Here is a 26260-nt window from a genome sequence, read left to right on the forward strand (position 1 = left end):
ACGGAGGCCGCTCCCCACCGAGGTGGGGAGCGGCCTCCGTCGTTCTCGGGACCGGCTCAGCGCAGGGTGATCTGGCGGGACAGCAGCCCCGCCCGCGCCCGCCGCTCGTCGGCGTCGAGCGGCGTCGTCACGGCCAGCGCCTTCTCCAGGCGGGCCTGGAACTCCGCCGCGGGCCCGGCCCACTCCTCGGCCGGGGTGTCGGCCGGCAGGTCCCACACCGGGACGACCAGGCCGTGGGCGCGGAAGGCGCCGGCGTAGCGGGTGCCCTCGCCGAGGAGGATCTGCTCGGCGGCCGAGAGCCGGGCCAGCGCGTCGAGGAGCTGCTCCTCCGGCTCCGGGCGCACCCAGCGCAGGTGCGCGCGCTCGTTGCCGGGGCGCACCCAGTAGGCGGCCTCCAGGCCCTCGAGCCGCACGGTCGGCAGGATCGCCTCGTTGGCCTGCGTCAGGCCCGCCCGCGCCGCGGCCCCGGGCTCGGTGCCCTCCAGCCAGAAGTCGAAGCTGTCGTGCACGACGACGTCCAGCGGCGCGGAGAGGTCGAGGACCTCCTGCAGCCGGGGACCGGCCGAGCCGGCACCACCGATGGGGCCCGGGTCGACCGGGGCACCCTTGGGCGCCTCGAGCGCCGCGGCCAGCGCCGTCCCGAGGTCGCGGCTCACGTCGTCCGACGACGTCGCCAGCTGGGCGCCGACGAGGATCTCGCCGTTGGCCCGCACCAGCGCCGGCGCCCCACCGGGCAGCACGCTGGCCAGCGTGACCTGTCGGCCGTCCGCCGTCGTCAGCTTCGCCGTCGCGGCCGGGACCAGCTCCCGCAGCGCCACCCAGTCGGCCTCGCCGGGCAGGCCCTCGAACGGCCGGGTCACCGGCGGGGCGTAGCCCGAGCCGTGGCAGTGCTTGTAGCGACGGCCCGAACCACACGGGCACGGCGCCTTCGGGTTGATGCCCTCGGTCGCGGCCGGGGCGGACGTTCGCTTGCGGGAAGCCATGGGACAGAGCGTAGGTGTGCCCCCGCGCGGCGGCGCACGTCACCCGGGCACACGTTCCCCGGCCTGTCCGGGCACGGTGGCGGGTTCCTACGCTCGTCCCGTGACCCTGGCCGCCGCACCGACACCGCTCGACCTCACCGACCCGGCCGTCGTGGCCGACCCCTACCCCGCCTTCGCCCGGGCGCGGGCCGAGGCGCCGGTCCAGTGGCACGAGGAGCTCGGCCTGTTCCTCGCCTTCACGCACCCGGAGGCGAACGCCGTCCTCCGCGACCGGCGGCTGGGGCGGATCTGGTCGGACAAGGAGCCGGCCGAGCGGTTCGACAGCTTCAACCTGATCCACCGGAACGCGATCCTGGAGATGGAGCCGCCGGCGCACACGCGGCTGCGCCGGCTGATCAGCTCCGCCTTCGCCCGGGGGCACGTCGAGCGGCTGCGGCCCTGGGTCGAGGAGCTCGCCGGCCGGCTGGTCGACGAGCTGGTCGAGCGGTCCGGCGGCACGGAGGCCGTCGACCTGCTCAGCGGCATGGCCGAGCACCTGCCGGTCGCCGTCATCGCCGAGCTGCTGGGCGTCCCCGAGGCCGACCGGCACCTGCTCCGGCCGTGGTCCAACGCGATCGTGAAGATGTACGAGTACGGCCGGACGACGGAGATCGAGGACGACGCCGAGCGCGCGGCCCAGGAGTTCGTGGCCTACCTGCGCGAGCTGGCCGCCGAGCGCCGGAAGGCTCCGGGCGAGGACCTGGTCAGCCACCTGGTCAGCGTCCGCGACGCCGAGGGCGACGCGCTCACCGAGGACGAGCTGGTCACCACCTGCATCCTGCTGCTGAACGCCGGCCACGAGGCGACGGTCAACGTGAGCGGCAACGGCACCCTCGCCCTGCTGCGCAACCCCGACCAGCTCGCCCGCCTGCGCGCGGACCGCTCCCTGCTGCCCGGCGCGATCGAGGAGCTGATCCGCTACGACTCCCCGCTGCAGCTGTTCGAGCGCACGGCGACGACCGACGTGGAGATCGGCGGGGTCACCGTCGAGCGGGGCCAGAAGATCGCGGCACTGCTCGGCGCGGCCAACCGGGACCCGGCGGTGTTCACCGACCCCGACACCCTCGACGTCGGCCGCGCGGACAACCCGCACATCACGTTCGGCGCCGGCGTCCACTTCTGCATCGGCGCCCCGCTGGCGCGGGTGGAGCTGCAGGCGAGCTTCGGCGCGCTGCTGGACCGGACGTCGGTCATCGAGCTGGGCGCGGAGCCGGTGCGGCGCCCCGAGTTCGTGATCCGCGGGCTGTCCGACCTGCCCGTCGTCCTGACGGCCTGACCGGTCGACGGGCCATCCTGGCTCAAGCACTCCGCGCCGCGACCGATCATCACCGTGTGTTGAACCGCGTCGGCGACCTGCTCACCTCGATCGACCCGAACACCGCCATCCCGCTGGCGAGCCTGGTCGTGACGCTCGCGACCGTGGTCTACGCCGCGAGGCAGCTGAGGCACGCCAAGCAGAGCGAGGAGCGCAGTCGCGTCGCAGGGGTTCTCGCCGAGATGGTCACCGCCGCCCAAGAGGTCGTCACCCACATCCAGGCCCGCCCCGCCCTCCACGCATTCGGCGGCTCGGAGTACCACCGCGCGCTGGAGCTGGCGGAGGAGAACTTCCGGACGTTCAAGAACCTGGCGATGCGTTACCGGCTCATGCGCGGGGACATGGGCGATGTCTTGCGTGGGTCCTCGACGTCGCGAACAACCTGATCAACTCCTACCTCAAGAAGGACCCCGCGGAGGCAGGCGCGACCTGGAGTTCCAGGCAGGTCGTCGGTCACGTGGAGGGTTCCCTCACCCGGCCGTCGGACGCTCCTGACGGGCTTCCGCGGCTTGCCGCGTGGTGGGAGGCGCGCTCCGCCTGCCAGCAGGGCGTCTACGCCCCTGGAACGGTGTGGGAGCTGCAGGTCGGCCGGCTGCTCCACGACTACATCGAGGACTACCTGGTTCCTTACGGCCGCTGGGTCCTGCACGACGTGCCGCCTTCTGCGCCCACCCGCCGCGAGGCCGTGCGCCAGGGCGCCTGAGCCCGCGCCGCGAAGGTCGAGGCGGGCGCGACCTCCCGGCTAGAAGGTGAGCACGGTCACTGGCACGATGCGGCCATGCGCGGCTTGATGCAGGACTACCCCCTCACGATCGACGCGATCTTCCGCCACGTGGAGCAGCACTACGGCGACGGGACGATCGTCACCAACAACCCCGGCGGCGTCACCCGCGCCACCTACGCGGAGTGGGCCGAGCGCACCCGCAGGCTGGGCGGCGTCCTGGACACGCTCGGCATCAGCGCGGACGGCCGGGTGGGCACCTTCGGCTGGAACAGCCAGCGCCACCTGGAGCTGTACTTCGCCGCCCCCTGCACCGGCCGGGTGCTGCACACGCTCAACGTGCGCCTCTTCCCCGAGCAGCTGACCTACATCGCCAACCACGCCGAGGACGAGGTCGTCTTCGTCGACCGCACGGTCCTGCCCCTGCTGTGGCCGCTCATCGACACGATGAAGACCGTCAAGCACGTCGTCGTCATGGACGACGGCGGGGACAACCAGATCCCCGACGACGCCCGGATCCTGGACTACGAGACGCTCCTGGCCGACGCGCAGCCGGTCGACTTCCACGTCACGGACGAGAACTCCGCGGCCTCGATGTGCTACACGAGCGGCACCACAGGCAACCCCAAGGGCGTCGTCTACTCGCACCGCTCGACGTTCCTGCACACGATGGGCGTGATGGCCCCGAACGCCTTCGGCCTGGGCATCAACGACGTCGCCATGCCGGTCGTGCCGATGTTCCACGCCAACGCCTGGGGCATCGCGCAGGCCGCCCCGGCCGCCGGTGCCTCGCTGGTCATGCCCGGTGCGCTCATGCAGCCGGAGGCGCTGGCGAAGCTGATCGTCGACGAGGGCGTCACCTTCACCGCCGGCGTCCCGACCATCTGGCAGGGCGTCCTCCCCCACCTGGCCGGCCAGCCGCACAAGCTGCGCGACATCGGCTGCGGCGGGTCCGCCGTCCCCAAGGCGCTGTCCGAGGCCTACCGCGAGCAGGTCGGCATCCCGATCCTGCAGGCGTGGGGCATGACCGAGACCCACCCGGTCGCCTCCTCCGGCGTGCTGCCCAAGCGGTACCAGGACGCCGACGACGAGACCAAGGCCAGCCAGCGCGCCCGCGCCGGCATCCCCTTCCTCGGCGTCGAGGCCCGGATCGTCGACGCCGACACGCTCGAGCCGCAGCCCTGGGACGACAAGGCCACCGGTGAGCTGCAGGTCCGCGGGCCGTGGTGCGCGAAGGACTACTACAACCCCGACGCCGGCGTGGAGCTCTCCACCGAGGACGGCTGGATGAAGACCGGCGACGTCGCCGCCATGGACGCCTACGGCTCGATCCGCATCGCCGACCGCACCAAGGACCTGATCAAGTCCGGCGGCGAGTGGATCAGCTCGGTGGACCTGGAGAACGCGATCATGAGCCACCCGAAGGTGAAGGAGGCCGCGGTCGTCGGCATCCCGCACCCGAAGTGGGACGAGCGCCCGCTGGCCTGCGTCGTCCTCAAGGAGGGCGAGACCGCGACCGAGGAGGACATCCTCGAGCACCTCAAGCCGCTGGTGGCCAAGTGGTGGATGCCCGACGCCGTCGAGTTCATCGACGAGGTCCCGAAGACCAGCGTCGGCAAGTTCTCGAAGAAGGACCTCCGCAGCAAGTTCGCGGAGTACCAGCTCCCGAGCTGACGTCCTCCAGGGGCCGAAATGGCCATCTCGGCCCCTGGGGTCAGCGCACGAAGGGCGGCTGGCCGGTCTCGCTCACCATGGGCCGGCCGGCCGCCTCCCACGCGCCCATGCCGTCGCCGACGTTCACCGTGTCGAACCCATTGGCGTTGAGCCACGCGGCCACCCGCGCGGAGCGGCCGCCGCTGCGGCAGACCACGTACAGGGGGTCGCCCTCGGGCAGCGCGTCCAGCTTCGAGGGGACCTCGCCCATCGGGATGTGGGTCGCGCCGTCGATGTGGCCGTGCACCCACTCGTCGTCCTCGCGGACGTCGAGGACGACGGCGCCCTCGGGCAGCTCGGCGGCGGACACGGTCGGGACCTGCTGCGGCATCACACCGCCCATCGTGGCACGCGCACCGCAGCGCCTCCCACTGCGAGGATGGGCGCGATGACCACCGCCCCCGCCCCGGTCCGCGAGCCCTCGTGGGAGCTCCCGCGCTCCGCGATCGGCCTGTGGACCGTCGAGAGCGCGATCAGCACGGTGCTCCTGTGGCTCGGCGCCGGGGCCTTCCTGCTCTTCGTCCCGCCGTCGGCGGGTGGGCCGGTGCCGGTCCTGCGCTGGCTGCTGCCGACCCTGGCGCTGGTGCACACGGTGGTCGCCGTCGGCATCCGCCCGTGGGTGAAGCACCGCGTGTACCGCTGGGAGATCACCGCGGAGGCCGCCTACACCCGCACCGGCTGGCTCACCCAGACCTGGACGCTGGTGCCGATCAGCCGCATCCAGACCGTCGACGTCACCCGGGGCGTGCTGCAGCAGGCGTTCGGGCTGGCCACGGTGGCCGTCCTCACCGCGTCCAGCCAGGGCACGGTGCGGATCTGGCACCTGGAGCACGCGGTGGCCCAGCGCGTCGCCGACGACCTCGCCCGGCGGGCCGAGCTGGTCCGCGACCAGGCCACGTGACGGCGGGCCCGCTGCCGGAGGCCCGCCGCACGTCGCGGCGGATCGTGCTGGTCCACACCGTCACCTTCAAGCAGGCCCGCCAGCTGGTCCCGGTGCTCATCCCGGTCGTGGCCGGCATCGGGTTCGGCGGCGGGGTGACCACGGTCGTCCTGCTCGCGGTCGCCATCACGCTGGTCTCGGTGGCCGCCGCCGCGCTCTCCTGGTGGCGGTTCTCCTACGCCGACGGCCCCAGCGCCGTCGTGATCACCCGGGGGCTGCTGTCCCGGTCGGTGCGCACGGTGCCCAACGACCGCATCCGCGGCGTCGAGGTCGAGGCGCCGCCGGTGCACCGGGTGTTCGGGCTGGTGCGCGTGCGCATCGACGCCGCCGCCGGGGCCGCGGGCGAGGACGAGGAGGTCGTGGTCGACGGCGTCCCCCGCGCCGAGGGCGACCGGCTGCGCGTCGCCGTCCTCACCCACCGCGGCGCCACGGCGCCCGACGCGGAGGACGGGGAGGCGCCCGCCGAGGAGGAGCTCTCCCGCTGGGACAACCGCTGGCTGCTCTACGCCCCGCTCGTCGGCAGCTACCTGGCGCTCCCCGCGGCGGCGGTCGGGGCGCTGTCGCGGCTGGTGGACGAGATCCCCGGCGACCCCCTCGAGGACCTGTTCGCCCTCGAGCTGCCGGCCGGCTGGGCCCTCGCCCTCGGTGTCGCCGCCGCGGCCCTGCTCCTGCTCGTGGCCGGCTCGGTCATCGGCGCCGCCGTCGTCAACTGGGGCTTCCGCCTGGTCCGCCGCGGCGGCTCGCTCGTCGCCGTCCGGGGGCTGGTCACCCGGCGGCACACGGAGCTGGAGATCGACCGCATCCGCGGCGTCAGCGTCTCCGAGGGCCTCGGCATGCGGCTGGTCGGGGCCGGCCGCGCCAGCGCCCTGGTCACCGGGCTGGCCGACGCCGAGCGGCGCGGGCAGCTGCTGCCGCTCGGCCCGCGGGAGGAGGCCTGGTCGCTGGCCGACCGGCTGGTCGACGACCCCGGCCCGCTCGTCGCCCACCCCCCGGCCGCGCGCCGCCGCCGCATCGTGCGGGCCGTCGCGCTCGGGCTGCTGGTCACCGTGGGCGGCGTCGTCCTGGGCGTGGCCCAGGGCCACTGGGAGCTGCTCGCCGCCGGCCCGGTGGTCACCGCCCTGGGCGTCCTGCTGGCCCGCAGCCTGTACGCCTCCCTCGGGCATGCGGTCGGTCCCCGCTCGTTCAGCGTCCGCCGGGGATGGCTGGTGCGCGAGCAGACGGTGCTCGAGCGCCGCGCCGTCATCGGCTGGGAGGTCCGGCAGTCGTGGTTCCAGCGCCGGGACGGGCTGGCCACGGTGACCGCCTGCGTCGGCGCCGGGAGTGGCGGCTACGCCGCGGTGGACATGTCCGCCGCCGAGGTGCCGGCCTTCACCACCGCCGCCTCCGGCCCGTGGGCGGACACCATGCGGCCGGCCGGCTGACTCAGGCCCGCACCAGCCCGGCCGACGCCGCACCCGCCGTGAGCTCGGGCAGCCCGAACGCCTGCACCGGCCCCAGCGCACCCGTGCCCCGCGCCCCGTGCTCGGCGGCCGTGGTCGCACCCCACGCCAGCAGCGACGCGGTGAGCCCGTAGGCCTCCGGCCCGTCCAGCTGCACCCGGCTGACCAGCGCACCGGCCCGGTCGCGCACCTCGGCGACGGTGTGCGTGCGCGCGCTGGCCACCGTCTCCGCCGACGGCGCCTCCGCCACGCGGCGGCCCACCAGGTCCGCGAGCCGCTGCGCCGCGACGGGCGCACCCGGCACCCGGCCGAGCAGCCCGGTGAGCGGGGCGAGCACGTGCGCCGGCCGGGTGAGCGGGCCGAACCAGTCCAGGTGCACGGCCACCTCCTGCAGCGTCGGGGCCAGCCCAGGCAGCGTCAGGTGCTCGGAGCCGCCCACCGAGAGCCCGCGCCGGGAGCGCCCGCCCACCTGGAACTCCCACACCCGGCGCCCGGCGCCCTCCTCGGTCAGCCGCCCCCCGGTGTAGGCGAACCCGGGCTCGGTCAGCACGCCCATGAGCGAGACCAGCGTGCCGCGGGAGAACGCCTGCCCGGAGGTGCCCGACATGCTGTAGCCGACGTCCACGCGGTGGGCGCGGTCGCCGGCCTCGGCCAGCGCCAGGGCGGCGGCGAGGTTGCCGGGCACGTAGTCCAGCCCGAACGCGGGGACCAGCGCGGCGCCCGTGGCGGCCGCGCGCCGGCCCGCCTCGTCGAACACCCGCCGCACGAACGGCGGCTCGCCCGTGGAGTCGAGGTAGACCGCCCCGACCTCCACGGCCGCGTCGACGGCGGCCCGCCCGAGCTGGAGGAAGGGGCCGACGGTGGTCACGAGGACGTCGCCCCTGCTGAGCAGCGCGCGCACCGACGCCGGGTCGGTGACGTCCGCGCGGGCCGTCTCCACCCCGTCGAGCCGGTCGGCCAGCGCCGCCAGCTTGGCGGGGTCCCGGCCGGCCAGGACCGGGCGCGCGCCGGCGGCGACCAGCGCCTCCGCCGTCCGCGCACCGGTGTAGCCGGTGGCCCCGAAGAGGACGATCCGTGCGCTCATGCAGCGGACCCTAGTGACCGGCCGGGAAAGGTGAGGCGAACCTTTCCGTCACCGGCGCTTGTCGATCACGGTGCCGGGTAGCGGGGCGGCGATGACATCGCGCGCCGGTCACCCCGCCAGGCCACCGGCCTGCCGTCCGGCGCCGTCCTTGCCCAGCCCCACCCGCCCGGCCAGCGCGGCCGCCTCCACGCGGGTGGTCACGTCCAGCCGGCGCAGCAGGTGGGCCACCAGCCGCTTGGTCGTCCGCTCCGAGACGTGCAGCGTCGTCGCGATGTCCACGGTGCTGGTGCCGTCGGCGATCAGCCGCCAGAGCCGCCGCTCGTCGGCGGTGAGCTGGTCGGCGATGCTGTCGCCGGCCGGGGCCGCGTCCTCCAGCAGCTGCCGCAGCAGCGCCTCCGGGACGACCGACCAGCCGTCGAGGACGGCGAGCAGCGGGCGCACCAGGTGCTCCGGGTCGGCGGTCTTGGGCAGGAACCCCGACGCCCCGGCCCGCAGCGCCTCGATCGCCGCGTCCGCCTCGGCCAGCCCCGACAGGGCCACCACCCGCACCATCGGGTCCGCCCGCCGGATCGCTGCGATCGCCCTGGTCCCGCCCGGTGGCGGCATGTGCAGGTCCACGATCGCCACGTCCGCGTGGTGGCGCCGCACCAGCGCGGCCGCCGCCGACGCGTCGTCCGTCGTCCCCACCACCCGCACCCGGCCGCCGCTCAGCCCCGGCAGCAGCAGGGTGAGGCCCCGCGTGAACAGCGGGTGGTCGTCCACGACCACCACGTCCACCGGGGCCCCGCGTTCAGCAGCGAGCGCGCCGTCGTTCTCCGCCACATCTCCCCTGTCGGCCGTCGTGTCCCGGCGTTGCTGACCGGTCTCCGTGAGGAGGTACCCGTGACCGTTGCTCCGGACGTCGCGACGTCGAAGCCCAGCCGCGGACTGCTCAACGATCTCGCCCGCGTGCTCCGCTCGCATCTTCCGCGGCCGCGGAGGGGCGGCACCACCCCCGAGCCCCCCACCACCGAGGACGCCGTCCTCCGCGCGCTGTGCCACGACATGCGCTCCCCGCTGGCCTCGCTGGAGGCCGTGCTCGGCAGCCTGGACCGGGCGCCGGAGCAGGGCCGCGAGCTGCTGGAGCTGGCCCGGGCGCAGACGGCGCACCTGTCCTCGATGCTCCGCACCGCCGACGCGACGGCCGGCGCACCCCCGCGGGCCGGCACACGGTCGCTCCGCGACGTGCTGCAGGCGGCCACCGCCTCCTCCGGCCTGCCCAGGCGCCGGCTGAGCGTCGAGGTCGGCGACGGTGCCGGGGAGGTGCGCGTGGCCGATGCCCGGGTCGGCCGGATACTCACCAACCTGCTCGAGAACGCGCAGCGGCACGGCGGTGGCCGGCCGGTGCTGCTGCGGGTGGTCTCGCGGCCGGGCTGGGTGGACCTGTCCCTGGTCCAGGCCGGCGTGCCCGCGCAGCGGGTGGTCGGCCACCTCAGCCGCACGCAGCCGCCGCTGGACCTGACCGGGCTGGGCCTGTGGTCGGTGCAGCGGCAGACCCGCGAGCTGGGCGGCCGGATCCTGTGGTCCGGCGACGAGGAGGCGTTCACGCTCACCGTGCAGCTCCCGGACCGCTGACGAGGTAGGCCCCCGGGGGCCACCGGTCGGCACGGGCGGGCCATCGGCCGGGGGCATCTCCCTGGTGTCGCCGCAGCAGCGGCGGTACGACGACGCACCAGGGAGCACGAGATGTTCACGCACACCCACGCTCTGCAGTACGAGGCCAAGCCCGACGGTCCCGACCCGGACTTCGCCCGCAAGATGCAGGAGGTCCTGGGCGGCCAGTGGGGCGAGATGACGGTCGCCACCCAGTACCTGCTGCAGGGCTGGAACTGCCGGCTGCCCGGCAAGTACAAGGACCTGCTCCTCGCCATCGGCACCGAGGAGCTCGCCCACGTCGAGATGATCGTGACGATGATCGACCGGCTGCTGGACCACATCCCGCTCAAGCCCGACTCGGCCGACCGCACCAAGGAGGCCGCCGCCGGCTACGGGCAGCACAACCCGCAGCACCCGATCGTCAACGGGGCCGGCGCCAGCTACATGGACTCCATGGGCAACCCCTGGACCGGTGCGTACGTGACCGCCAGCGGCAACCTGATGGCGGACTTCCACTACAACGCCACGGCCGAGATGCAGGGCCGGCTGCAGGTGGCCCGGCTCTACAACATGACCGACGACCCGGGCGTGAAGGACATGCTCCGGTTCCTCATCACCCGCGACCACTACCACCAGCAGCAGTGGCTGGCCGCGATCGAGGAGCTCAAGGCCGACGGGCTGGAGAACATCCCGGTGCCCGAGGCGTTCCCGCTGGAGGAGGAGGTCGCCGACCTCGGCTACGTCTTCATCGACGCCTCCGACGGCCCCGACGCCGCCGCCGGCCGCTGGGCCTCCGGCCCCTCGATCGACGGCCGCGGCACCTTCTCGGCCCGCCCGATCGAGGCCACCGCCGACGCCCCGATCCTGCCCCCGGGTGACCCGCGCTTGTTCCCGACGCCGCAGATGGAGGGGCAGTCGCTCCTGCAGAAGGCCAAGGACATGCTCAAGTAGGCCCTGGCCCACTCCCTGTTGCGCCGTCGCCGTGCCGGTGGCCGCCCCTCGCGGGAGCGGCCGCCGGCCCGGCGGGCCCTCACCCCCGGAAGGTCGAACCGCCGTGCACCCGAACCTGCACCTGCGCCTGCCCCACCTGCCGCCCGCCGCCCTCCTGCTCTCCGTCGTCTACGCCGCCGCCATCGCCGTCGCCCTGGCCAACCCGGGCCGCCCGACGGTGGCCGGGGTCGTCGTCCTCGCCGGGCTCACCGCCCGCTGGGCGCTGCGCCACCGCCGGCGCGCCGCGGTCGTCGTCCCCCTGGCCGTCGTGCCCGACGCCCTCACCCCCGAGACCGCCGCCCCTGCCCCCGCCGCCGCGGCCTGAGCGGGCCCGCCGCACGCGAAGGGGCCCACCCCCCGACGACCGAGGAGTGGGCCCCTGAGAGCGGTACTGCCTAGTGGGCGACGGCCTTCTCCGCACCGATCCCGGTGAAGGCACGCACCTCGAGCTCGGCGTTCTTGAGCTCGTCGCCGCGGTCCTTCGACAGCTTGCTGCCCAGCCAGCCGAGGAAGAACGACAGCGGGATGGACACCAGGCCCGGGTTGTTCAGCGGGAACCAGTGGAAGTCCACGTCCTGGAACAGCGACGTGCTCTTGCCGGTGGCCGCGTTGACCGGCCCGCCGGACACGACCGGCGAGAAGACGATCAGCGTCAGGCAGGTGATGAGACCGCCGTAGATCGACCACAGCGCGCCCTGGGTGGTGAAGCCCCTCCAGAACAGCGTGTAGATGATCGTGGGCAGGTTCGCCGAGGCCGCGATCGCGAAGGCCAGCGCCACCAGGAAGGCGATGTTGAGGCCCGCCTGGAGGGCGAGGATGCCCAGCCCGATCGAGATCGCGCCGATCACCACCGCGGTCACCCGGGCGACCTTCACCTCGCCGTTGCCGCTGACCTGGCCCTTCTTGATCACCGAGGCGTACACGTCGTGGGCGAAGGACGCCGACGCCGTGATGGTGAGGCCCGCGACGACCGCGAGGATGGTGGCGAACGCGACGCCGGCGATGATGCCGAGCAGCACCGTGCCGCCCAGCTCGAAGGCCAGCAGCGGGGCCGCGGCGTTGACCGCGCCGGGAGCACCGAGGATCCGCTCCGGGCCGACCAGCGCACCGGCGCCGTAGCCGATGACCAGGCTGAACAGGTAGAAGATGCCGATCAGCCAGATGGCCCAGACGACCGACTTCCGGGCGTCCTTGGCGGTGGGCACCGTGTAGAAGCGCATCAGCACGTGCGGCAGGCCGGCGGTGCCGAGCACCAGGGCCAGACCGAGCGAGACGAAGTCGAGCTTCGAGGTGTTCGTCGCGCCGTACTGCGCACCGGGCTTGGTGACGTCGCGGCCCTCGACGGCCATCTCCTGCGCCCCGCCGAGCAGCGAGGACAGGTTGAACCCGTACTTGCCGAGCACCCACACCGTCATCACGAGCGCGCCGAGGATGAGCAGCGTGGCCTTGATGATCTGCACGTACGTGGTGCCGCGCATGCCGCCGACGAGCACGTAGAAGATCATCAGCGCGCCGACGACGGTAACGACGACGGCCTGCGCCGCCTCGCCGCTGACGCCCAGCAGCAGGGTGACCAGGCCACCGGCGCCGGCCATCTGGGCGAGCAGGTAGAAGAGCGAGACGACGAGGGTCGAGATCGCCGCGGCCATGCGGACCGGCCGCTGCCGCATCCGGAAGGCCAGGACGTCGGCCATCGTGAACCGCGCCGTGTTGCGCATGAGCTCGGCGACCAGCAGCAGGGCGACCAGCCAGGCCACGAGGAAGCCGATGGAGTAGAGGAAGCCGTCGTAGCCGAAGACGGCGATGGCGCCGGCGATGCCGAGGAACGAGGCGGCCGACAGGTAGTCGCCGGCGATGGCCAGGCCGTTCTGCGTACCGCTGATGTTGCGGCCGGCGGCGTAGTAGTCGGCCGCGCTCTTGTTGTTGCGGCTGGCCCGGAAGGTGATGGCCAGCGTGATGAGCACGAACGCGCCGAAGATCGCGATGTTGATCGTCGGGTTGCCGATCGTGCTGTCGGCGGCGAGCAGGTCAGGCACGGGTGGCTCCTCCGGTCGTCTCGTTCGTCGTGTCGGTCCCGGCGGGGCGGGCGTAGTCGTGCCGCTCGAGCCGCTCGCGCATCTCGTCGGCGATGGGGTCGGTGCGCTTGCCGGCGTGCGCGACGTAGAGGTGGGTGATCACGAACGTCGAGAGGAACTGCCCCAGCCCGAGCAGGATCCCGAGGTTCACGTTGCCGAAGACCTGCGTGGACATGAAGTCCGGCGCGTAGGTCGAGAGCAGGACGTAGAGGAGGTACCAGGCCAGGAAGGCGAAGGTCATCGGGAAGGCGAACCGGCGGAACCGGCTCTTCAGTTCGGCGAACTCGGGGGAGTTCTGTGCTTGCAGGTACTCCTCCGGGGTCAGCAGGCGCCGTTCCGTTGGCTCGGTCAAGGTGCGTCCTCCTGGCGGGGTAGGGGTGGTCGCTCGCAGCGGTGGCGCGGGGCTGTGAGCGGTGTCACGTTAGGAGCAGGGCCGCCAGGAGTGCAGTGGGTCACGCCGTTGTGCGCCGAGCGGTGACCGGCCGTCGCCGTACGGCAGGTACGGCGGGACGAGCGGTCGTGGCCGGGTCAGCGGTGGGCGCGCCGGCTCACCGGGGCGGCGTCCCGCGGTCCAGCTGGACGTCCTCGGGCGTGTGCAGCCGGACCATCGTGCGGGCGGCGTGCGGCGGCAGCCGCCGGGGCGTGGCGAGGGAGACCCCCACCATGACGAGGAACGCCAGGGGGACCGTCCAGGCCGCCGGCTGGCCGAGGAGGGCGCCCGGCCAGCCGAGGGGGGCCGCCCCGAGCAGCGTGGCTACCACCGCCCCACCGGCGCAGCCGCCGCCGACGACCATGCCGGCCACCGCCCCGACGTCGGTGAGCCGACGCCACCAGATGCCCAGCACCAGCAGCGGGCAGAAGGTGGAGGCGGCGAAGGCGAAGGCCAGGCCGACCGCCTGGGCCACCCCCACGCCCTCGGCGGCCAGGGCCAGGCCCAGCGGGACGAGGACCGCGACGACGGCACCGGCCTGGAACGCCCGCACCCCGCCGGACCGGCGGCCCAGCACGTCCTGGCTGATGACGCCGGCCACCGCCACGGTCAGCCCGGACGACGTGGACAGGAACGCCGCGAACGCCCCCGCCGTGGTCAGCGCGGAGAGCAGGTCGCCCAGCGTGCCGGCGAGCATGCGGGCCGGCAGCTCCAGCACCACCGAGTCGGTGCGCCCGCTGGCGATGAGGTCGGGGGCGTACAGCCGGCCGAGGCCGCCGTACACCGGTGGCAGCAGGTAGAAGACGCCCAGCAGGGCCAGCACGAAGAGGGTCGTGCGGCGGGCCGCGGCCCCGTCGGGGTTGGTGTAGAAGCGGACCACCACGTGCGGCAGGCCCATCGTCCCGAGGAACGTGGCGACGATGATCGAGTAGGTCGTGTAGAGCTGGTGGTCGCCGGCCCCGGCCAGCGGCGACTCCCACGAGTCCCCGGGCGTGCCGCCGGGCCCCACGTCGACCGATGCGGGGGAGACGGCGCCGTCGCCCATCCAGATGCCGACCATGAACAGCAGCGGGAACAGCAGCGCGGTCAGCTTCAGCCAGTACTGGAAGGCCTGGACGAAGGTGATGCTTCGCATACCGCCGAACAGCACGTTGACCAGCACGACCGTCGCGACCAGCACGCCACCGAGCCAGGGCCCGGTCCCGGTGGTCGCCGCCAGCGCGATCCCGGCGCCCTGGAACTGCGGCATCAGGTACAGCCAGCCGATGGCCACGACGAGCAGTGCGGACAGCCGCCGCACCATGCGGGACTCCAGCCGGCTCTCGGCGAAGTCGGGCAGCGTGTAGGCACCGGAGCGGCGCAGCGGGGCGGCGACCAGGACCAGCAGGACGAGGTAGCCGGCGGTCCAGCCCACCGGGTACCAGAGCATCTCCGTGCCGAAGGCGAGCACCAGGCCGGCGACGCCGAGGAAGGACGCCGCGGAGAGGTACTCGCCGCCGATGGCCGACGCGTTCAGCCCCGGCCGCACGGTGCGCGAGGCGACGAAGAAGTCGCTGGTGGTCCGGGAGAACCGCCAGCCGTAGGCGCCGACCGCCAGCGTGGCCACGAAGACGGCGGTCACGCCGAGGACGCTGTAGCCGGCGGCCGTCATCGCCGGCCGGCGGGGCGGGTCACGAGCGTTCCAGCATGTCGGCGAAGTCCCGCTCGTTGCGCTCCGCGGCGCGCACGTAGAGCCAGCCGATCCCCAGCAGGAACGGGTAGACGGCGAACGCCAGGAGCAGCCACGGCAGCGGGACGGCGAGCACCTCGATCTGCGACAGGTCCGGGAAGAGCCAGAACACCAGCGGGATCCCGCCCACGAGCACCACGACGGCGGTGAGCGCGAGCAGCGCCAGCCGCAGCTGGGAGCGCAGCAGCGAGGACATGAAGACCTCGCCCAGCAAGGTCTGGGCGTCGATCTCGCGGGCGGCCGGGACCCGCTGGGCGCGGGCGGCACCGGTGCGCGGGCTGGTGACGCGCACCCGCCGGGGCGGGGTCTCCGACACCGGTCACCCCCGTCCCGAGGTGCCCGGCCGTGCCCGGCGCACCAGCAGGTCGCGTAGCTCCCGGGTGTGCCGACGGCTCACGCCCAGCTCCACGCCGCCCACGACCACCGTGCACCGGCCGGCGTCCATCCGCACCTCCTTGACGTGCTGGAGCGCGACCAGCAGCGACCGGTGGATGCGCACGAAGCCGGCGTCCTTCCACGCCTCCTCCAGCGTGGTCAGCGGCACCCGGACCAGGTGGCTGCCCGTGGGGGTGTGCAGCCGGGCGTAGTCGCCCTGCGCCTCGACGTAGCCGACGCTGGACCGGGGCACGAACCTCGTCACGCCGCCCAGCTCGACGGCGATGTCGTCGTCCGCCGGTGCCGAGCCGCCGGCCCGGCCGCCGACCACCCGGCGGACCGCCTCGGAGAGCCGGTCGTCGCGGACCGGCTTGAGGACGTAGTCGACGGCGCCCAGCTCGAAGGCGTCCACGGCGTGGTCGTCGTGGGCGGTGACGAAGACGACCGCGGGCGGCACCTTGAACCGGGACAGCACCCGCGCCAGGTCGACCCCGCTGAGGCCGGGCATCCGGATGTCCAGGAAGACGGCGTCCACGCTCCGCTCCTGGAGCAGCCGCAGCGCCTCGGTGGCCGAGTCGCTGGTCAGCACGGTCTCGATCCGGCCGTCCCGCTCGAGCAGCCAGCGCAGCTCCTCCAGCGCCGGGCGCTCGTCGTCGACCACGAGGACGGTCAGCCGGTCGGCGGTCACGGCCGCACTCCCGGGGCGAACTTCGGCACCCGCACCATCACCCGGGCGCCGGCGCCGGGAGCGGTCTCGACCACGAGCCCGTAGTCGTCCCCGAACGCCGTCCGCAGCCGGGCGTCCACGTTGCCCAGGCCGACCGAGTCGACGGAGACGTCACCGGCCAGCGCCCGCCGCACCTTCTCCGGGTCCTCACCCACGCCGTCGTCCTCCACCGAGATCAGGCACTCGCCCCCTTGGTCCGCCGCGATGATCGTCACCCTCCCGGTCCCCGGCTTGCGCTCCAGGCCGTGCCGGACCGCGTTCTCCACCAGCGGCTGGAGGCAGAGGAAGGGGACGGCGACGGGCAGCACCTCCTGCGCCACCCGCAGCGTGACCTGCAGCCGGTCGCCGAACCGCGCCTTCTCCAGGACGAGGTACCGCTCGATCGACCGCAGCTCCTCGGCCAGCGTCGTGTACTCACCGTGTCGGCTGAAGGAGTACCGGGTGAAGTCGGCGAACTCCAGCAGCAGCTCCCGCGCCCGCACGGGGTCGGTCCGCACGAACGACGCGATCGCGGTCAGCGAGTTGTAGATGAAGTGCGGGCTGATCTGCGCCCGCAGGGCCCGGACCTCGGCCTCCATCAGGCGCGTGCGGGACGCGTCGAGCTCGGCGAGCTCCAGGTTGCCCGACACCCAGCGCGCGACCTCGGCGGCGGCCCGGACCAGCCCGGCGGACGCCGAGGAGGTGAACGCCTGCAGGGTTCCGACGACCCGGTCCTCCACGACGAGCGGGCTGACCACCACCTGGCGCAGACCGCAGCCGGCGTCCGCGCAGGGGAAGTCCTTCCGGTCGCGGACCACCGTGTTGCCGGACCCGAGCACGAGGGCGGCGAGCCCCGCGGTGTCGCGCTCGTGGTGCCCGAACCGGCCGTCCCAGGCCAGCATCGACACGGTGTCGGTGAGGGCGACGGCGGGGACCCCGAGCAGGTCCCGCAGGTGCCGCACCGCGCGCTCGGCGGACTCCGTCGTCAGGCCCTCGCGCAGCTCGGGCGCGGTGCGGGAGGCCGAGTGGAGGGTGCGGAAGGTCGCCAGCTCGGCCTCGGTGCCCAGGTGGCCGGGTCGCAGCCACCGCCAGAGATCACGCATCGACAGCCGGGCGCCGGGAGCGCTGCGCCACCCGGTCCCCGCCCTCCCTCCCAGGTCACGGTGCCCGCTGCAGAGCCGGGCAGGCGGGCCTGCGCACCGTAGACGCCCGTCCGCCGGCACCGGATCACCCAATCGGGCGTGTTCCGGGGAACCCATGGTGCGCGACATGTGGCACGGGCGTAACTCCGGAGAAACCCCGGGCTGGTGCACTGCGGCATGGACATGGTCGGGGGCGGGACGACGGGCTGGTATCCGGTGGCCCGGGCGGCGGAGGTGGGGACGACGCCGGTGCCGGTCGGCGCGGGTGGCCGGTCGTACGTCGTCGTCCGGCTCCGGCCGCACGGCGAGGTGACGGCGTTCCCCGCGCGGTGCCCCCACCGCCTGGTGCCGCTGTCCGCCGGCCGGGTCGAGGACGGCCGGCTGGTCTGCCCCGCCCACGGGTGGCGGTTCGACGGCGAGGGCCGGTGGACCGAGGTCCCCTCGCTCGGCGCCGACGGCTGCCCCCCACCGCGCGCCGACCTGCGCGGCCCGTGGGCGGTGGAGGAGCGGCACGGCTGGGTCTGGGTGGCCCCCGAGCCCACGACGGGGCGCCCGCCGCGGCCGGCCGCCGACCCACGGCCCGCGCCCGACCCCGGCCCGCCGGTCCCGGCCGGACCCGTGTTCGACAACCTCGCGCCCGCCCTGGAGCACGCGTGGCACCCCGTGGCGCTCAGCCGGGAGCTGCGGCCCGGCGGCTGGTCCCAGGTGCGGCTGCTCGGTTGCACGTGGAACCTCCGGCGCGGCGCGGACGGCGCGGTGGCCGTCGAGCCGGCCGCGTTCGGCGTGCGCGAGCGGCTCGGTCTCATCTGGCTGGCGCCGGCGGAGCCCGCCGACGTGCCGCTGGAGGTGCCGGAGGTCGGCGACCGCCGGTTCGTGGCCGGCTGGCTGCCACCGCTGCGCTCCCCGGGGCCGGCCGGTCCGCTGGCCGACACGTTCCTCGACGCGACCCACGGGCCCTTCGTCCACGCGGCGACGATCGGGGCGGTTGACCGCACCGAGGTGGTCCCGGGCGAGGTGGTCCGCGAGCCGGGCGGGTTCAGCAGCATCCAGGAGCAGTGGGTGGACAACCCGGTGGACCCGGAGGTGGCCACCGGGGGCCGGCCGCTGCGCCAGCGCCGCCGGACGACGTACACGTTCCGCGCCCCGTTCCGGATGTGCCTGCGCCAGGAGTTCCTCGACTCCGGCGCGGCGACGACGCTGCTCTACCTGCTGCAGCCGGAGGACCTGGACTCGACCCGGGTCTACACCTGCCTGCTGGTCTCCGCCGGTCCCGGCCAGCCGCTGCCCACGCCCGCCTGGATGGCCGAGCAGGTCGCGCTGCAGCGGCGGGTCCTGGCCGAGGACGTCCGCTCCCAGGAGACGCTCGCCGTCCCCGGGCTCCCCCTGGACCCGCGCGACGAGGTACACGTGCCGGCCGACCGGCTCGGCCTGGCGCTGCGCGAGGCCCTGTGCGACTTCACGGTGGCCGGCCGCCGGCGGCACCGGGCGGCCTGAGCGGTCACTCCGCCGGCAGCTCCTCACCGCAGGCGGGGCAGCGGGTCGGCGGGTCCTCGTCGGCGATCCGCCCGCAGGCCGGGCAGACCCGGCGCAGCCAGCACGCGGCGTCGCCGCCCTCCTCCTTGGTCACTGCACCGTCCTACCCCTCCACCCGCGGGAGGACCCGCGTCTCCCCCCGCGGGACGACGATTTCCGCGGCCCCAGTGCCTAGGGTCGTCGCCGTGGACCGGCCCCTCAACCGCCTGACCGAGTGGATGCGCACGCATCCGTTCGTCGTCGACGTCGCCTTCGCCGGGACCGTCTTCTTCTTCACGGTGCTGGTCACCGCGGAGACCTACTGGGCGAGCACCGTGCCGGCGTTCCTCGTCGGCGTGCTGCTGACCGCCCCGCTGGCCTGGCGCCGGCGGGCCCCCGTCCCGGCCGCCGCCGTGGTCGTGGCCGCCGGGCTGCTCGAGCTGGTGTTCCTCCCGACCTTCCTCGCGGCCAACGTCTCGGCGCTGCTCATGGTCTACGCGCTGGCCGCCTACGCGCCCCGCTGGGCGTCGCAGGCCGGGCTGGGCGTCGGCCTGTTCGCCGCGCTGCTCGCCGCGGTGCGGTACCTCGCCCCGTTCGACGACCTCGCGAACGTACTCGCCACCGCCGCCGCCATCGGCGTCTCGGTGGTCGCCGCCTGGGCGCTGGGCAACCTGCGCCGGGCCCGGCTCCAGCAGCTGGCCGCGCTCGAGGAGCGCGCGCAGCTGCTGGAGCTCGAGCGGGACCAGGAGATGCGGCTGGCCGCCAGCACCGAGCGGGCGCGGATCGCCCGCGAGCTGCACGACGTCGTCGCGCACTCCCTCTCGGTCGTCATCGCCCAGGCCGACGGCGGCCGCTACGCGGGGAAGGCCGACCCGGAGGCGGCGACCGGCGCCCTCGAGGCGATCGCCGCCACCGGGCGCCAGGCGCTGACCGACATGCGCTCCCTGCTGGGCGTGCTCCGCGAGGGCGGCGCCGAGGAGTACGCGCCCCAGCCCGACGTCGCGGCCATCCCCGCCCTGGTCGACGACGTGCGCGCCAGCGGCCTGGACGTGGACCTGATCATCGAGGGGGAGCCGCGGCCGCTGCCGGCCGGTCCCCAGCTGGCCGCCTACCGCATCGTGCAGGAGTCCCTGACCAACGTGCTCAAGCACGCCGGCCCCGCCTCCCGCGCCTGGGTGCGGCTGCAGTGGCGCCCCGACGCCCTGGAGCTGTCGGTGCTCGACGACGGGCGGGGGGCGTCGGCGGCCATGGTGGACTCCGACGGCCAGGGGCAGGGCGTGCTCGGGATGCGGGAGCGCGCCCAGCTGCACGGTGGGCGCCTGGAGGCCGGGCCGCGGCACGGCGGCGGGTTCGGCGTGCACGCCGCCCTGCCCTACGGTTCCCGTCGATGAGCGAGCCGATCCGTGTCGTCCTCGTCGACGACCAGCAGATGGTCCGGGCCGGGTTCCGCATGGTCATCGACTCCCAGCCCGACCTGCGGGTCGTGGGTGAGGCGGGCGACGGCGCCGCCGCGGTGGAGCTGCTGGCCGCCACCCCGGCCGACGTCGTCCTCATGGACGTCCGCATGCCCGGCACCGACGGGATCGAGGCGACGCGGCAGGTGACCGCGCTGCCCGAGCCGCCGAAGGTCGTCGTCCTCACCACGTTCGACCTCGACGAGTACGTCGTCGCCGCCATCGGGGCGGGTGCAAGCGGTTTCCTCCTCAAGGACGCCGCACCCGAGGAGATGCTCGACGCGGTCCGGACCGTGCACGCCGGCGACTCGGTGATCGCGGCCAGCTCCACGCGGCGGCTGCTCCAGCACGTGGCGCCCATGCTCCGCGGCGCGACGCAGGCGGCCGCACCGTCGGACGACCGCGCCCTGGCCGAGCTCACGCCGCGCGAGCGCGAGGTGCTGGAGCAGATGGCCTACGGGGCGACGAACACCGAGATCGCCGCGCACTTCTTCGTCAGCGAGGCGACCGTGAAGACCCACGTGGGGCGGGTGCTGGCCAAGACCGGCTCCCGCGACCGGGTCCAGGCCGTCGTACTCGCCTACCGCACCGGCCTGGTGGCGCCGGCCGATCTGCTCCGCAACGCCTGAGCCTGCTCAGCCGCCCGGGCAGCGGGTGTCCCCGCCGCTGTGCTCCTGGCACACCCGCGGGCGGTCATCCTGCTGCCAGGAGGGCTGGTCCGGCGTCACCCAGTCGTGCGCCACGAGCGCGGCGACCAGCCCGAGCAGGGCCGCTGCGCCGTACAGGGCAGCGAGGACCGGGCGTCGCCGGTTCAGCGCCAGCACCAGCCCCGCGGTGGGCAGGAGGCTGATCCAGGCGAGCCGGAGCGCGTCGCCCTGCGCCTCGTCCCGGCCACCCCACTCCGTCGGCTGCTCGCCGAAGAAGGTGATGCCGTTGGTCGCCTGGTCGTACAGCGCCCCGATCAGCGAGGCCGTGAGGTCGACGGCGGAGACCAACCAGGCGGCACCGAGCCCCACCAGCACCAGCACTGCCCAGGGCGGCAGCCGCCGGGCGCCGAGCCGGCCGCGCGGGCAGGCGTCTTGGTCGTGGTCGGGGTCCTGCTCCTCCCCGGAGCCGAGCCGGCCGAGCCGTGTGCCGGCCTGGGTCGGGTCGTCGGCCTCCACGCACGCCTCCCGACGGTTCCGGAACTCCGACCGCAGGATGACACGGCCTCCACCTGGAGGGGCACCTGCACGCGCCGGAGGACGGGCCCTGGCTCCGACGCGGGGGGACGACGCCGGGCGGCAGCGTGATCAGCGTCCCGATCACCTGCCCGCGGAGGTCCGCAGTGTCCGTCCCCGTCATGACCGTCCCCGGCGAGCCGCCGGCCGCCACCCCCGCCGGGGTCGCCGTGCGCGCCGCCGGCCTCCGCAAGACCTACGGCAAGGGGGAGACCGCCGTCCAGGCGCTGGCCGGCGTCGACGTCACCTTCGCCCGCGGCGGGTTCACCGCGATCATGGGCCCCTCGGGCTCCGGCAAGTCCACGCTCATGCACTGCCTCGCCGGCCTCGACACCGCGACGGCCGGGCAGGTCTGGCTCGGCGACACCGAGCTGACCGCCCTGCGCGACGACGCCCTGACCGCCCTCCGCCGGCAGCGGATCGGCTTCGTCTTCCAGGCGTTCAACCTGCTGCCGGCGCTCCCGGCCCGCGAGAACATCGTCCTGCCCATGCAGCTGGCCGGCTCCCGCCCCGACCCGGTCTGGTTCGACGACGTCGTCGCCCGCCTGGGCCTGCGCGAGCGGCTGGGCCACCGGCCGCACGAGCTCTCCGGCGGCCAGCAGCAGCGGGTGGCCATCGCCCGCGCCCTGCTCCCCCGCCCCGACGTCGTCTTCGCCGACGAGCCCACGGGCAACCTCGACTCGCGCTCCGGCGCCGAGGTGCTCGGCCTGCTGCGCTCCAGCGTGCGGGAGACCGGGCAGACCGTCGTCATGGTCACGCACGACCCCTCGGCCGCCGCCTACGCCGACCGCGTGGTGCTGCTGGCCGACGGCCGGCTCGCCGGTGAGCTCACCGACCCCACGGCCGAGACGGTGCTCGACGCGCTGCGCGGGCTGGGGGCCTGACCCCGATGCGCTCCGTCCTCATCGCCCAGCTGCGCGCGCACGCCGCGCGCCTGGTCGCCTCCACCCTGGCCATCGTCATCGCGGTGGGCTTCGTGGTCGCCACGCTCGTGCTCAACGCGACCGCCCGCAGCACCGTGCTCGAGGCCGTCGGTGCCCAGTACGTCGGCGCAGCGGCGGTCGTGACCTCGACCGACGGCGCCTCCCTCGCCGACGACGTCGACACCCTCGCCGGCCTGGGCTCGGTCGCCGCCGTCGCCCCGTCGTACGAGACGTCCGTGCAGGCCGGGATCCCCGGCCGCGTCGGCTCCCAGTACCTCTTCGTCGAGTCGGTGGCCGACGACGCCGCGCTGCGCTGGCAGCGGATGACCGAGGGCGCCCTGCCCGACGGTCCCGGCGAGGTCGCCGTCAGCGAGCGCGCCCGCGCCGAGGTGGGCGACGTCCTCACCGTGACCAGCTACGACGAGACCGGCGGCGAGAGCACCTCCGAGGCGACGGTCACCGGGATCGTCGACCTCAGCGGGGACCCGCAGGCCGGGCTGTTCGGCCGGGCCTTCGTGACCGCGGACCAGGCGCGGCAGTGGGGCGCGGTCGACCCCGTGGAGCTGCGGGTCGCCGCCGCCCCCGGCGCGGGTGACGAACAGGTCCGCTCCGACGCCGCCACCGCTCTGGGGGACCGGCAGGTCGAGGTGCTGACCGGCTCCGAGCGCGCCGACGAGGCGGCCGCGAACATGCTCGGCAACGCGATGGCGCTCACCGCGGTGCTGCTCGTGTTCGGGACGGTCGCCGTCGTCGTGGCCGGCCTGGTCATCGCCAACACCTTCGCCGTCCTCCTCGCGCAGCGGACCCGGGAGCTCGCGCTGCTGCGCTGCGTGGGCGCCACCGCCCGGCAGGTGCGCCGCGGCGTGCTCGGCGAGGCGCTGGTCACCGGGCTGGTCTCTTCGGCGACCGGCGCCGTCGCGGGCATCGGGCTGGCCGCGCTGGTCTCGGCGCTCGTGGGCGGCGCCGAGTCGCCGATCCCGCTCGCCGGCATCTCCGTCCCCTGGTACGCCCCGCTGGCCGGCGTGGTCGTCGGCACGCTGGTGACCTTCCTGGCCGCGCTGGCCCCCGCCCGCGCCGCCACGCGCGTCGCCCCGCTGGCCGCCCTGCGCCCCGTGGACCAGGCGCCCCTGCGTTCGCGGCCGGGCGTCCTGCGGCTGGTCCTGGGGCTGCTGCTCCTGCTGCCGGGGGTCGGCCTCATGGCCGTGGGCGTGACCGCGGGGGACGTGCTGATCGCGCTGCCGGGCGGCGTGCTGAGCTTCCTGGGCGTCGTCCTGCTCGCCCAGCGCGGGGTGCCGCCCGTGGTGGCGGCCGCGGGCCGGCTGGCCGGGCGGCTCGGCGGGGTCCCGGCCCGGCTCGCGGCCGGGAACGCGACCCGCAACCCCCGGCGGACGGCCGCGACGGCGACGGCGCTGCTGATCGGCGTCACGCTGACCAGCGCGTTCGTCGTGGGCGCGGCGTCCACGCGGGCCACCGCACAGGCCGGGCTGGCCGCGGAGTTCCCGACCGACGTCGTGGTCGAGGGCTTCTCCGGCGAGCTCCCGGCGACGCTGGTGGGCACGCTGGCCGGCACCGAGGGCGTGGAGCGCGGCGCGTCGGTCCTCGCCGGCACCGTCACCGGGCCGGACGGTGAGCCGACGGGCGCCTACGGCGTCGACCGCGACGAGGCGACCGCGGCGCTGCGCTCCACCGAGGACCTCGTGCTGCCCGGCCCCGGGCAGGCGTCGGTGCCGGAGTGGCTGGCGCAGACGTGGGACGTGGCCGACGGGGACCGGCTCACCCTCGGCGGGGGCGACCCCGACGTGGAGGTCCCGGCCCGCGAGCTCACCGTGCGGGTGATCGACGCCGACAACCCCCTGCTGCTGGACGCCGCCGAGCTGCGGGCGCTGGCTCCCGACGCCGCGCTCGGGCAGGTGTGGCTGCGCCTCGCCGACAGCGACCCCGAGCGGCAGGTGGACGTCGTCGACCGCATCACCGACGTCGTCGCCGAGGCGTCCCCCGACAGCCAGGTGACCGGCCTGGTGACGATGCGGGCCGAGATCGACGAGATCCTCGACGCCCTGCTGCTGGTCGTCACGGGCCTGCTCGGCGTCGCCGTGGTCATCGCGCTCATCGGGGTGGGCAACACGCTGGCGCTGTCGGTGGTCGAGCGACGGCAGGAGAACGGCCTGCTGCGGGCGCTCGGGCTCACCCGCGGTCAGCTGCGCGGTCTGCTGGCGTGGGAGGCGGTGCTCGTGGCGGGCGTCGCCGCCGTGCTCGGCGTGCTGATCGGCGGCGCCTACGGGCTGATCGGGGCCGCCTCCCTGCTCGGGGAGATCGGCACGATCGTGCTGGACGTGCCGTGGCTGCAGATCGGCGTCATCGTCGCCGTCGCCACCGCGGCCGGGCTGCTGGCCTCGGTGCTGCCGGCCCGCCGCGCCGCCCGCACCGCCCCGGTGGCCGCCATCGCCGCCTGACCCGACGAGATCTGCACACCCGCCCGCATCAGCACCCTGATGACGGCGGGTGTGCAGATCTCGTCCGGCGGGGGGTCAGCTGCTTCACAGCTACGCGCACAGCCGGAGCTGGGACACTGGGACCGTGCCGTCCCGCCCCCTCCGCCGTGCCGCCGTCGCCACCGTCCTCGCCGGCCCCGTGGGCTTCGTGACCGCCGCCGCCTGGGGCCTCCCGAAGGCGCTCGGCGCGCACCGCCGCCGGCTGCGCCGCGTGGTCGCCGGGTCGCCGCAGTTCTCCGAGGGCAAGTTCCACAACCGGATCCCGACGCCGGCGCTCTCGCCCGCCAACACCCGCGACGGGCTGCTCCGGCAGTGGCACGAGGAGCGGCACGTCGGCCTGCCGGGCGGACCGATCCCGCTGGCGCACGCCGCGCTCCCGGCCGAGGCCGCCGAGCTGGCCGTCACCTGGTTCGGCCACGCCAGCGCCCTGCTGGAGGTCGACGGGCAGCGGGTGCTGCTGGACCCGGTGTGGGGCTACCGCGTCTCGCCGTCGCCGGTGTTCGGGCCCACCCGGCTGCACGAGCCGCCGATGGAGCTCGACGAGCTGCCGCCGGTGGACGCGGTGCTCATCTCGCACGACCACTACGACCACCTCGACCTGCCCACGGTGCAGGCGCTGCTGCGCACGCAGACCGCCCCGTGGGTGGTCCCGCTGGGCATCGGGGAGCACCTGCGCAAGTGGGGCGTGCCCGAAGAGCGGATCGTGGAGCTGGACTGGGACGGCGAGCACCGCGTCGGGGAGCTGACGCTCACCTGCACCGAGGCGCGGCACTTCTCCGGCCGCTACTTCTACCGCGACACCACGCTGTGGGCGTCCTGGACGATCACCGGCCCGCGGCACCGCGTCTTCTTCGGCGGCGACACCGGCTACACGCCTGCCTTCGCCGAGATCGGCGCCCGCCTGGGCCCGTTCGACCTCACGCTCCTGCCGATCGGCGCCTACAACGACGCCTGGCACGCCATCCACATGGACCCGGAGGAGGCCGTCCGGGCGCACGGCGACCTCGGCGGCGGGATCCTGCTCCCCATCCACTGGGCGACGTTCAACCTCGCCTTCCACCGCTGGGCCGAGCCCGTGCAGCGGCTGCTGGCCGCCGCCCGCCCCCGGGGCATCGAGGTGGCCGTCCCGCAGCCGGGTGAGCGGATCGACGTGCTGGACCCGCCGCCGCTGCGCGACTGGTGGACCGCCGTCGGGTCGGCCGCGCAGGGCTCGGACCAGGACGCCGGGGTGCGCTCGTCGGTGCTGGCGCGCACGGTCACCCGGCTCCTGCAGCTCCTCCCCGGCACCTGAGCCGGCGCGGCCGCGAGACCCGTACGCGCCGAAACGGATTCGTCCCCCACAA

Annotated in this window: 27 protein-coding genes; 15 read left to right on the plus strand and 12 right to left on the minus strand. The window is 74.8% G+C overall.

What is annotated here, in order from left to right; all coding sequences use genetic code 11:
* Nucleotides 1-56 precede the first annotated feature (56 nt).
* Nucleotides 57-983: a DUF5926 family protein gene (locus E4P43_RS00685; RefSeq protein ID WP_135143489.1), complete on the minus strand. Its 927-nt coding sequence runs from the start codon at nucleotides 981-983 to the stop codon at nucleotides 57-59.
* 100 nt (nucleotides 984-1083) lie between these two features.
* On the opposite strand from E4P43_RS00685, the gene E4P43_RS00690 reads away from it, so the two are divergent.
* The 4 genes from E4P43_RS00690 to E4P43_RS00705 all read left to right on the plus strand — a co-directional run bounded on the left by E4P43_RS00690 (nucleotide 1084) and on the right by E4P43_RS00705 (nucleotide 4732).
* Nucleotides 1084-2298 carry a cytochrome P450 gene (locus E4P43_RS00690; RefSeq protein ID WP_245158847.1) on the plus strand — a complete coding sequence of 405 codons (1215 nt, stop codon included), beginning with the start codon at nucleotides 1084-1086 and terminating at the stop codon, nucleotides 2296-2298.
* A 56-nt stretch (nucleotides 2299-2354) separates the two neighbouring features.
* Entirely contained in the window at nucleotides 2355-2723 is a 369-nt protein-coding gene (locus E4P43_RS00695) for a hypothetical protein (RefSeq protein WP_135143491.1), read from the plus strand.
* Between the two features lie 71 nt (nucleotides 2724-2794).
* Entirely contained in the window at nucleotides 2795-3040 is a 246-nt protein-coding gene (locus tag E4P43_RS00700) for a hypothetical protein (protein WP_135143492.1), read from the plus strand.
* Nucleotides 3041-3115: 75 nt separating this feature from the next.
* Nucleotides 3116-4732, plus strand: coding sequence for a long-chain fatty acid--CoA ligase (locus E4P43_RS00705; protein ID WP_135143493.1), 1617 nt, complete (start codon nucleotides 3116-3118; stop codon nucleotides 4730-4732).
* 40 nt (nucleotides 4733-4772) lie between these two features.
* Here E4P43_RS00705 and E4P43_RS00710 read toward each other — a convergent pair whose 3' ends face one another.
* Nucleotides 4773-5102 (minus strand): rhodanese-like domain-containing protein, encoded by a 330-nt coding sequence (locus E4P43_RS00710; RefSeq protein WP_245158848.1) that lies wholly within the window; start codon nucleotides 5100-5102, stop codon nucleotides 4773-4775.
* Nucleotides 5103-5159: 57 nt separating this feature from the next.
* Between E4P43_RS00710 and E4P43_RS00715 the strand changes: the two genes are divergently transcribed.
* Complete coding sequence (locus tag E4P43_RS00715) at nucleotides 5160-5672, plus strand: PH domain-containing protein (protein WP_135143495.1); 513 nt, start codon at nucleotides 5160-5162, stop codon at nucleotides 5670-5672.
* Nucleotides 5669-7132: a PH domain-containing protein gene (locus E4P43_RS00720; RefSeq protein ID WP_245158849.1), complete on the plus strand. Its 1464-nt coding sequence runs from the start codon at nucleotides 5669-5671 to the stop codon at nucleotides 7130-7132. Before E4P43_RS00715 ends, E4P43_RS00720 begins: the two co-directional genes overlap by 4 nt.
* Nucleotide 7133: 1 nt before the next feature.
* Here E4P43_RS00720 and E4P43_RS00725 read toward each other — a convergent pair whose 3' ends face one another.
* Nucleotides 7134-8234 (minus strand): saccharopine dehydrogenase NADP-binding domain-containing protein, encoded by a 1101-nt coding sequence (locus E4P43_RS00725; protein ID WP_135143496.1) that lies wholly within the window; start codon nucleotides 8232-8234, stop codon nucleotides 7134-7136.
* Nucleotides 8235-8342: 108 nt separating this feature from the next.
* Nucleotides 8343-9056, minus strand: a complete 714-nt coding sequence (locus tag E4P43_RS00730; RefSeq protein ID WP_245158850.1) for a response regulator transcription factor — start codon at nucleotides 9054-9056, stop codon at nucleotides 8343-8345.
* 60 nt (nucleotides 9057-9116) lie between these two features.
* On the opposite strand from E4P43_RS00730, the gene E4P43_RS00735 reads away from it, so the two are divergent.
* The 3 genes from E4P43_RS00735 to E4P43_RS00745 all read left to right on the plus strand — a co-directional run bounded on the left by E4P43_RS00735 (nucleotide 9117) and on the right by E4P43_RS00745 (nucleotide 11184).
* Entirely contained in the window at nucleotides 9117-9848 is a 732-nt protein-coding gene (locus tag E4P43_RS00735; protein ID WP_135143497.1) for a HAMP domain-containing sensor histidine kinase, read from the plus strand.
* Nucleotides 9849-9959: 111 nt separating this feature from the next.
* Nucleotides 9960-10820, plus strand: coding sequence for a manganese catalase family protein (locus E4P43_RS00740; RefSeq protein ID WP_135143498.1), 861 nt, complete (start codon nucleotides 9960-9962; stop codon nucleotides 10818-10820).
* Nucleotides 10821-10923: 103 nt separating this feature from the next.
* The gene (locus tag E4P43_RS00745) at nucleotides 10924-11184 is read left to right on the plus strand and encodes a hypothetical protein (RefSeq protein WP_135143499.1); all 261 of its coding nucleotides are present in this window, start codon (nucleotides 10924-10926) and stop codon (nucleotides 11182-11184) included.
* Between the two features lie 70 nt (nucleotides 11185-11254).
* On the opposite strand, the gene E4P43_RS00750 is transcribed toward E4P43_RS00745, so the two are convergent.
* From E4P43_RS00750 to E4P43_RS00775, 6 genes are all read right to left on the minus strand, one after another.
* Entirely contained in the window at nucleotides 11255-12895 is a 1641-nt protein-coding gene (locus tag E4P43_RS00750; RefSeq protein ID WP_135143500.1) for a cation acetate symporter, read from the minus strand.
* On the minus strand, nucleotides 12888-13286 hold the full coding sequence (locus tag E4P43_RS00755) for a DUF485 domain-containing protein (RefSeq protein ID WP_135143501.1): 399 nt from the start codon (nucleotides 13284-13286) through the stop codon (nucleotides 12888-12890). The genes E4P43_RS00750 and E4P43_RS00755 overlap by 8 nt, the downstream gene beginning before the upstream one ends.
* A 196-nt stretch (nucleotides 13287-13482) precedes the next feature.
* Nucleotides 13483-14985 carry a cation acetate symporter gene (locus E4P43_RS00760; protein WP_245158851.1) on the minus strand — a complete coding sequence of 501 codons (1503 nt, stop codon included), beginning with the start codon at nucleotides 14983-14985 and terminating at the stop codon, nucleotides 13483-13485.
* A gap of 49 nt (nucleotides 14986-15034) precedes the next feature.
* Entirely contained in the window at nucleotides 15035-15409 is a 375-nt protein-coding gene (locus E4P43_RS00765) for a hypothetical protein (protein WP_209313661.1), read from the minus strand.
* A 3-nt stretch (nucleotides 15410-15412) separates the two neighbouring features.
* Nucleotides 15413-16156 (minus strand): response regulator transcription factor, encoded by a 744-nt coding sequence (locus E4P43_RS00770; protein ID WP_135143503.1) that lies wholly within the window; start codon nucleotides 16154-16156, stop codon nucleotides 15413-15415.
* Nucleotides 16153-17277 (minus strand): histidine kinase, encoded by a 1125-nt coding sequence (locus E4P43_RS00775; protein WP_135143504.1) that lies wholly within the window; start codon nucleotides 17275-17277, stop codon nucleotides 16153-16155. Before E4P43_RS00775 ends, E4P43_RS00770 begins: the two co-directional genes overlap by 4 nt.
* 216 nt (nucleotides 17278-17493) lie before the next feature.
* On the opposite strand from E4P43_RS00775, the gene E4P43_RS20720 reads away from it, so the two are divergent.
* On the plus strand, nucleotides 17494-18810 hold the full coding sequence (locus tag E4P43_RS20720; protein WP_135143505.1) for a Rieske 2Fe-2S domain-containing protein: 1317 nt from the start codon (nucleotides 17494-17496) through the stop codon (nucleotides 18808-18810).
* 4 nt (nucleotides 18811-18814) lie between these two features.
* Here the strand turns inward: E4P43_RS20720 and E4P43_RS20725 are convergent, their stop codons facing one another.
* Nucleotides 18815-18943, minus strand: a complete 129-nt coding sequence (locus E4P43_RS20725; RefSeq protein WP_280790918.1) for a hypothetical protein — start codon at nucleotides 18941-18943, stop codon at nucleotides 18815-18817.
* Between the two features lie 91 nt (nucleotides 18944-19034).
* Between E4P43_RS20725 and E4P43_RS00785 the strand changes: the two genes are divergently transcribed.
* Both E4P43_RS00785 and E4P43_RS00790 read left to right on the plus strand, forming a co-directional pair.
* Nucleotides 19035-20219: a sensor histidine kinase gene (locus E4P43_RS00785; protein ID WP_135143506.1), complete on the plus strand. Its 1185-nt coding sequence runs from the start codon at nucleotides 19035-19037 to the stop codon at nucleotides 20217-20219.
* Complete coding sequence (locus E4P43_RS00790; RefSeq protein ID WP_135143507.1) at nucleotides 20216-20911, plus strand: response regulator transcription factor; 696 nt, start codon at nucleotides 20216-20218, stop codon at nucleotides 20909-20911. The genes E4P43_RS00785 and E4P43_RS00790 overlap by 4 nt, the downstream gene beginning before the upstream one ends.
* A 6-nt stretch (nucleotides 20912-20917) precedes the next feature.
* On the opposite strand, the gene E4P43_RS00795 is transcribed toward E4P43_RS00790, so the two are convergent.
* Entirely contained in the window at nucleotides 20918-21445 is a 528-nt protein-coding gene (locus E4P43_RS00795) for a hypothetical protein (protein WP_135143508.1), read from the minus strand.
* Between the two features lie 164 nt (nucleotides 21446-21609).
* Between E4P43_RS00795 and E4P43_RS00800 the strand changes: the two genes are divergently transcribed.
* From E4P43_RS00800 to E4P43_RS00810, 3 genes are all read left to right on the plus strand, one after another.
* Nucleotides 21610-22386, plus strand: a complete 777-nt coding sequence (locus tag E4P43_RS00800; RefSeq protein ID WP_245158852.1) for an ABC transporter ATP-binding protein — start codon at nucleotides 21610-21612, stop codon at nucleotides 22384-22386.
* A gap of 5 nt (nucleotides 22387-22391) precedes the next feature.
* On the plus strand, nucleotides 22392-24878 hold the full coding sequence (locus E4P43_RS00805; protein ID WP_135143509.1) for an FtsX-like permease family protein: 2487 nt from the start codon (nucleotides 22392-22394) through the stop codon (nucleotides 24876-24878).
* A gap of 124 nt (nucleotides 24879-25002) precedes the next feature.
* Nucleotides 25003-26208: an MBL fold metallo-hydrolase gene (locus E4P43_RS00810; protein WP_135143510.1), complete on the plus strand. Its 1206-nt coding sequence runs from the start codon at nucleotides 25003-25005 to the stop codon at nucleotides 26206-26208.
* Nucleotides 26209-26260 lie beyond the last annotated feature (52 nt).

The sequence above is a fragment of the Blastococcus sp. TF02A-35 genome (assembly GCF_004571075.1).
Taxonomy (GTDB): domain Bacteria; phylum Actinomycetota; class Actinomycetes; order Mycobacteriales; family Geodermatophilaceae; genus Blastococcus.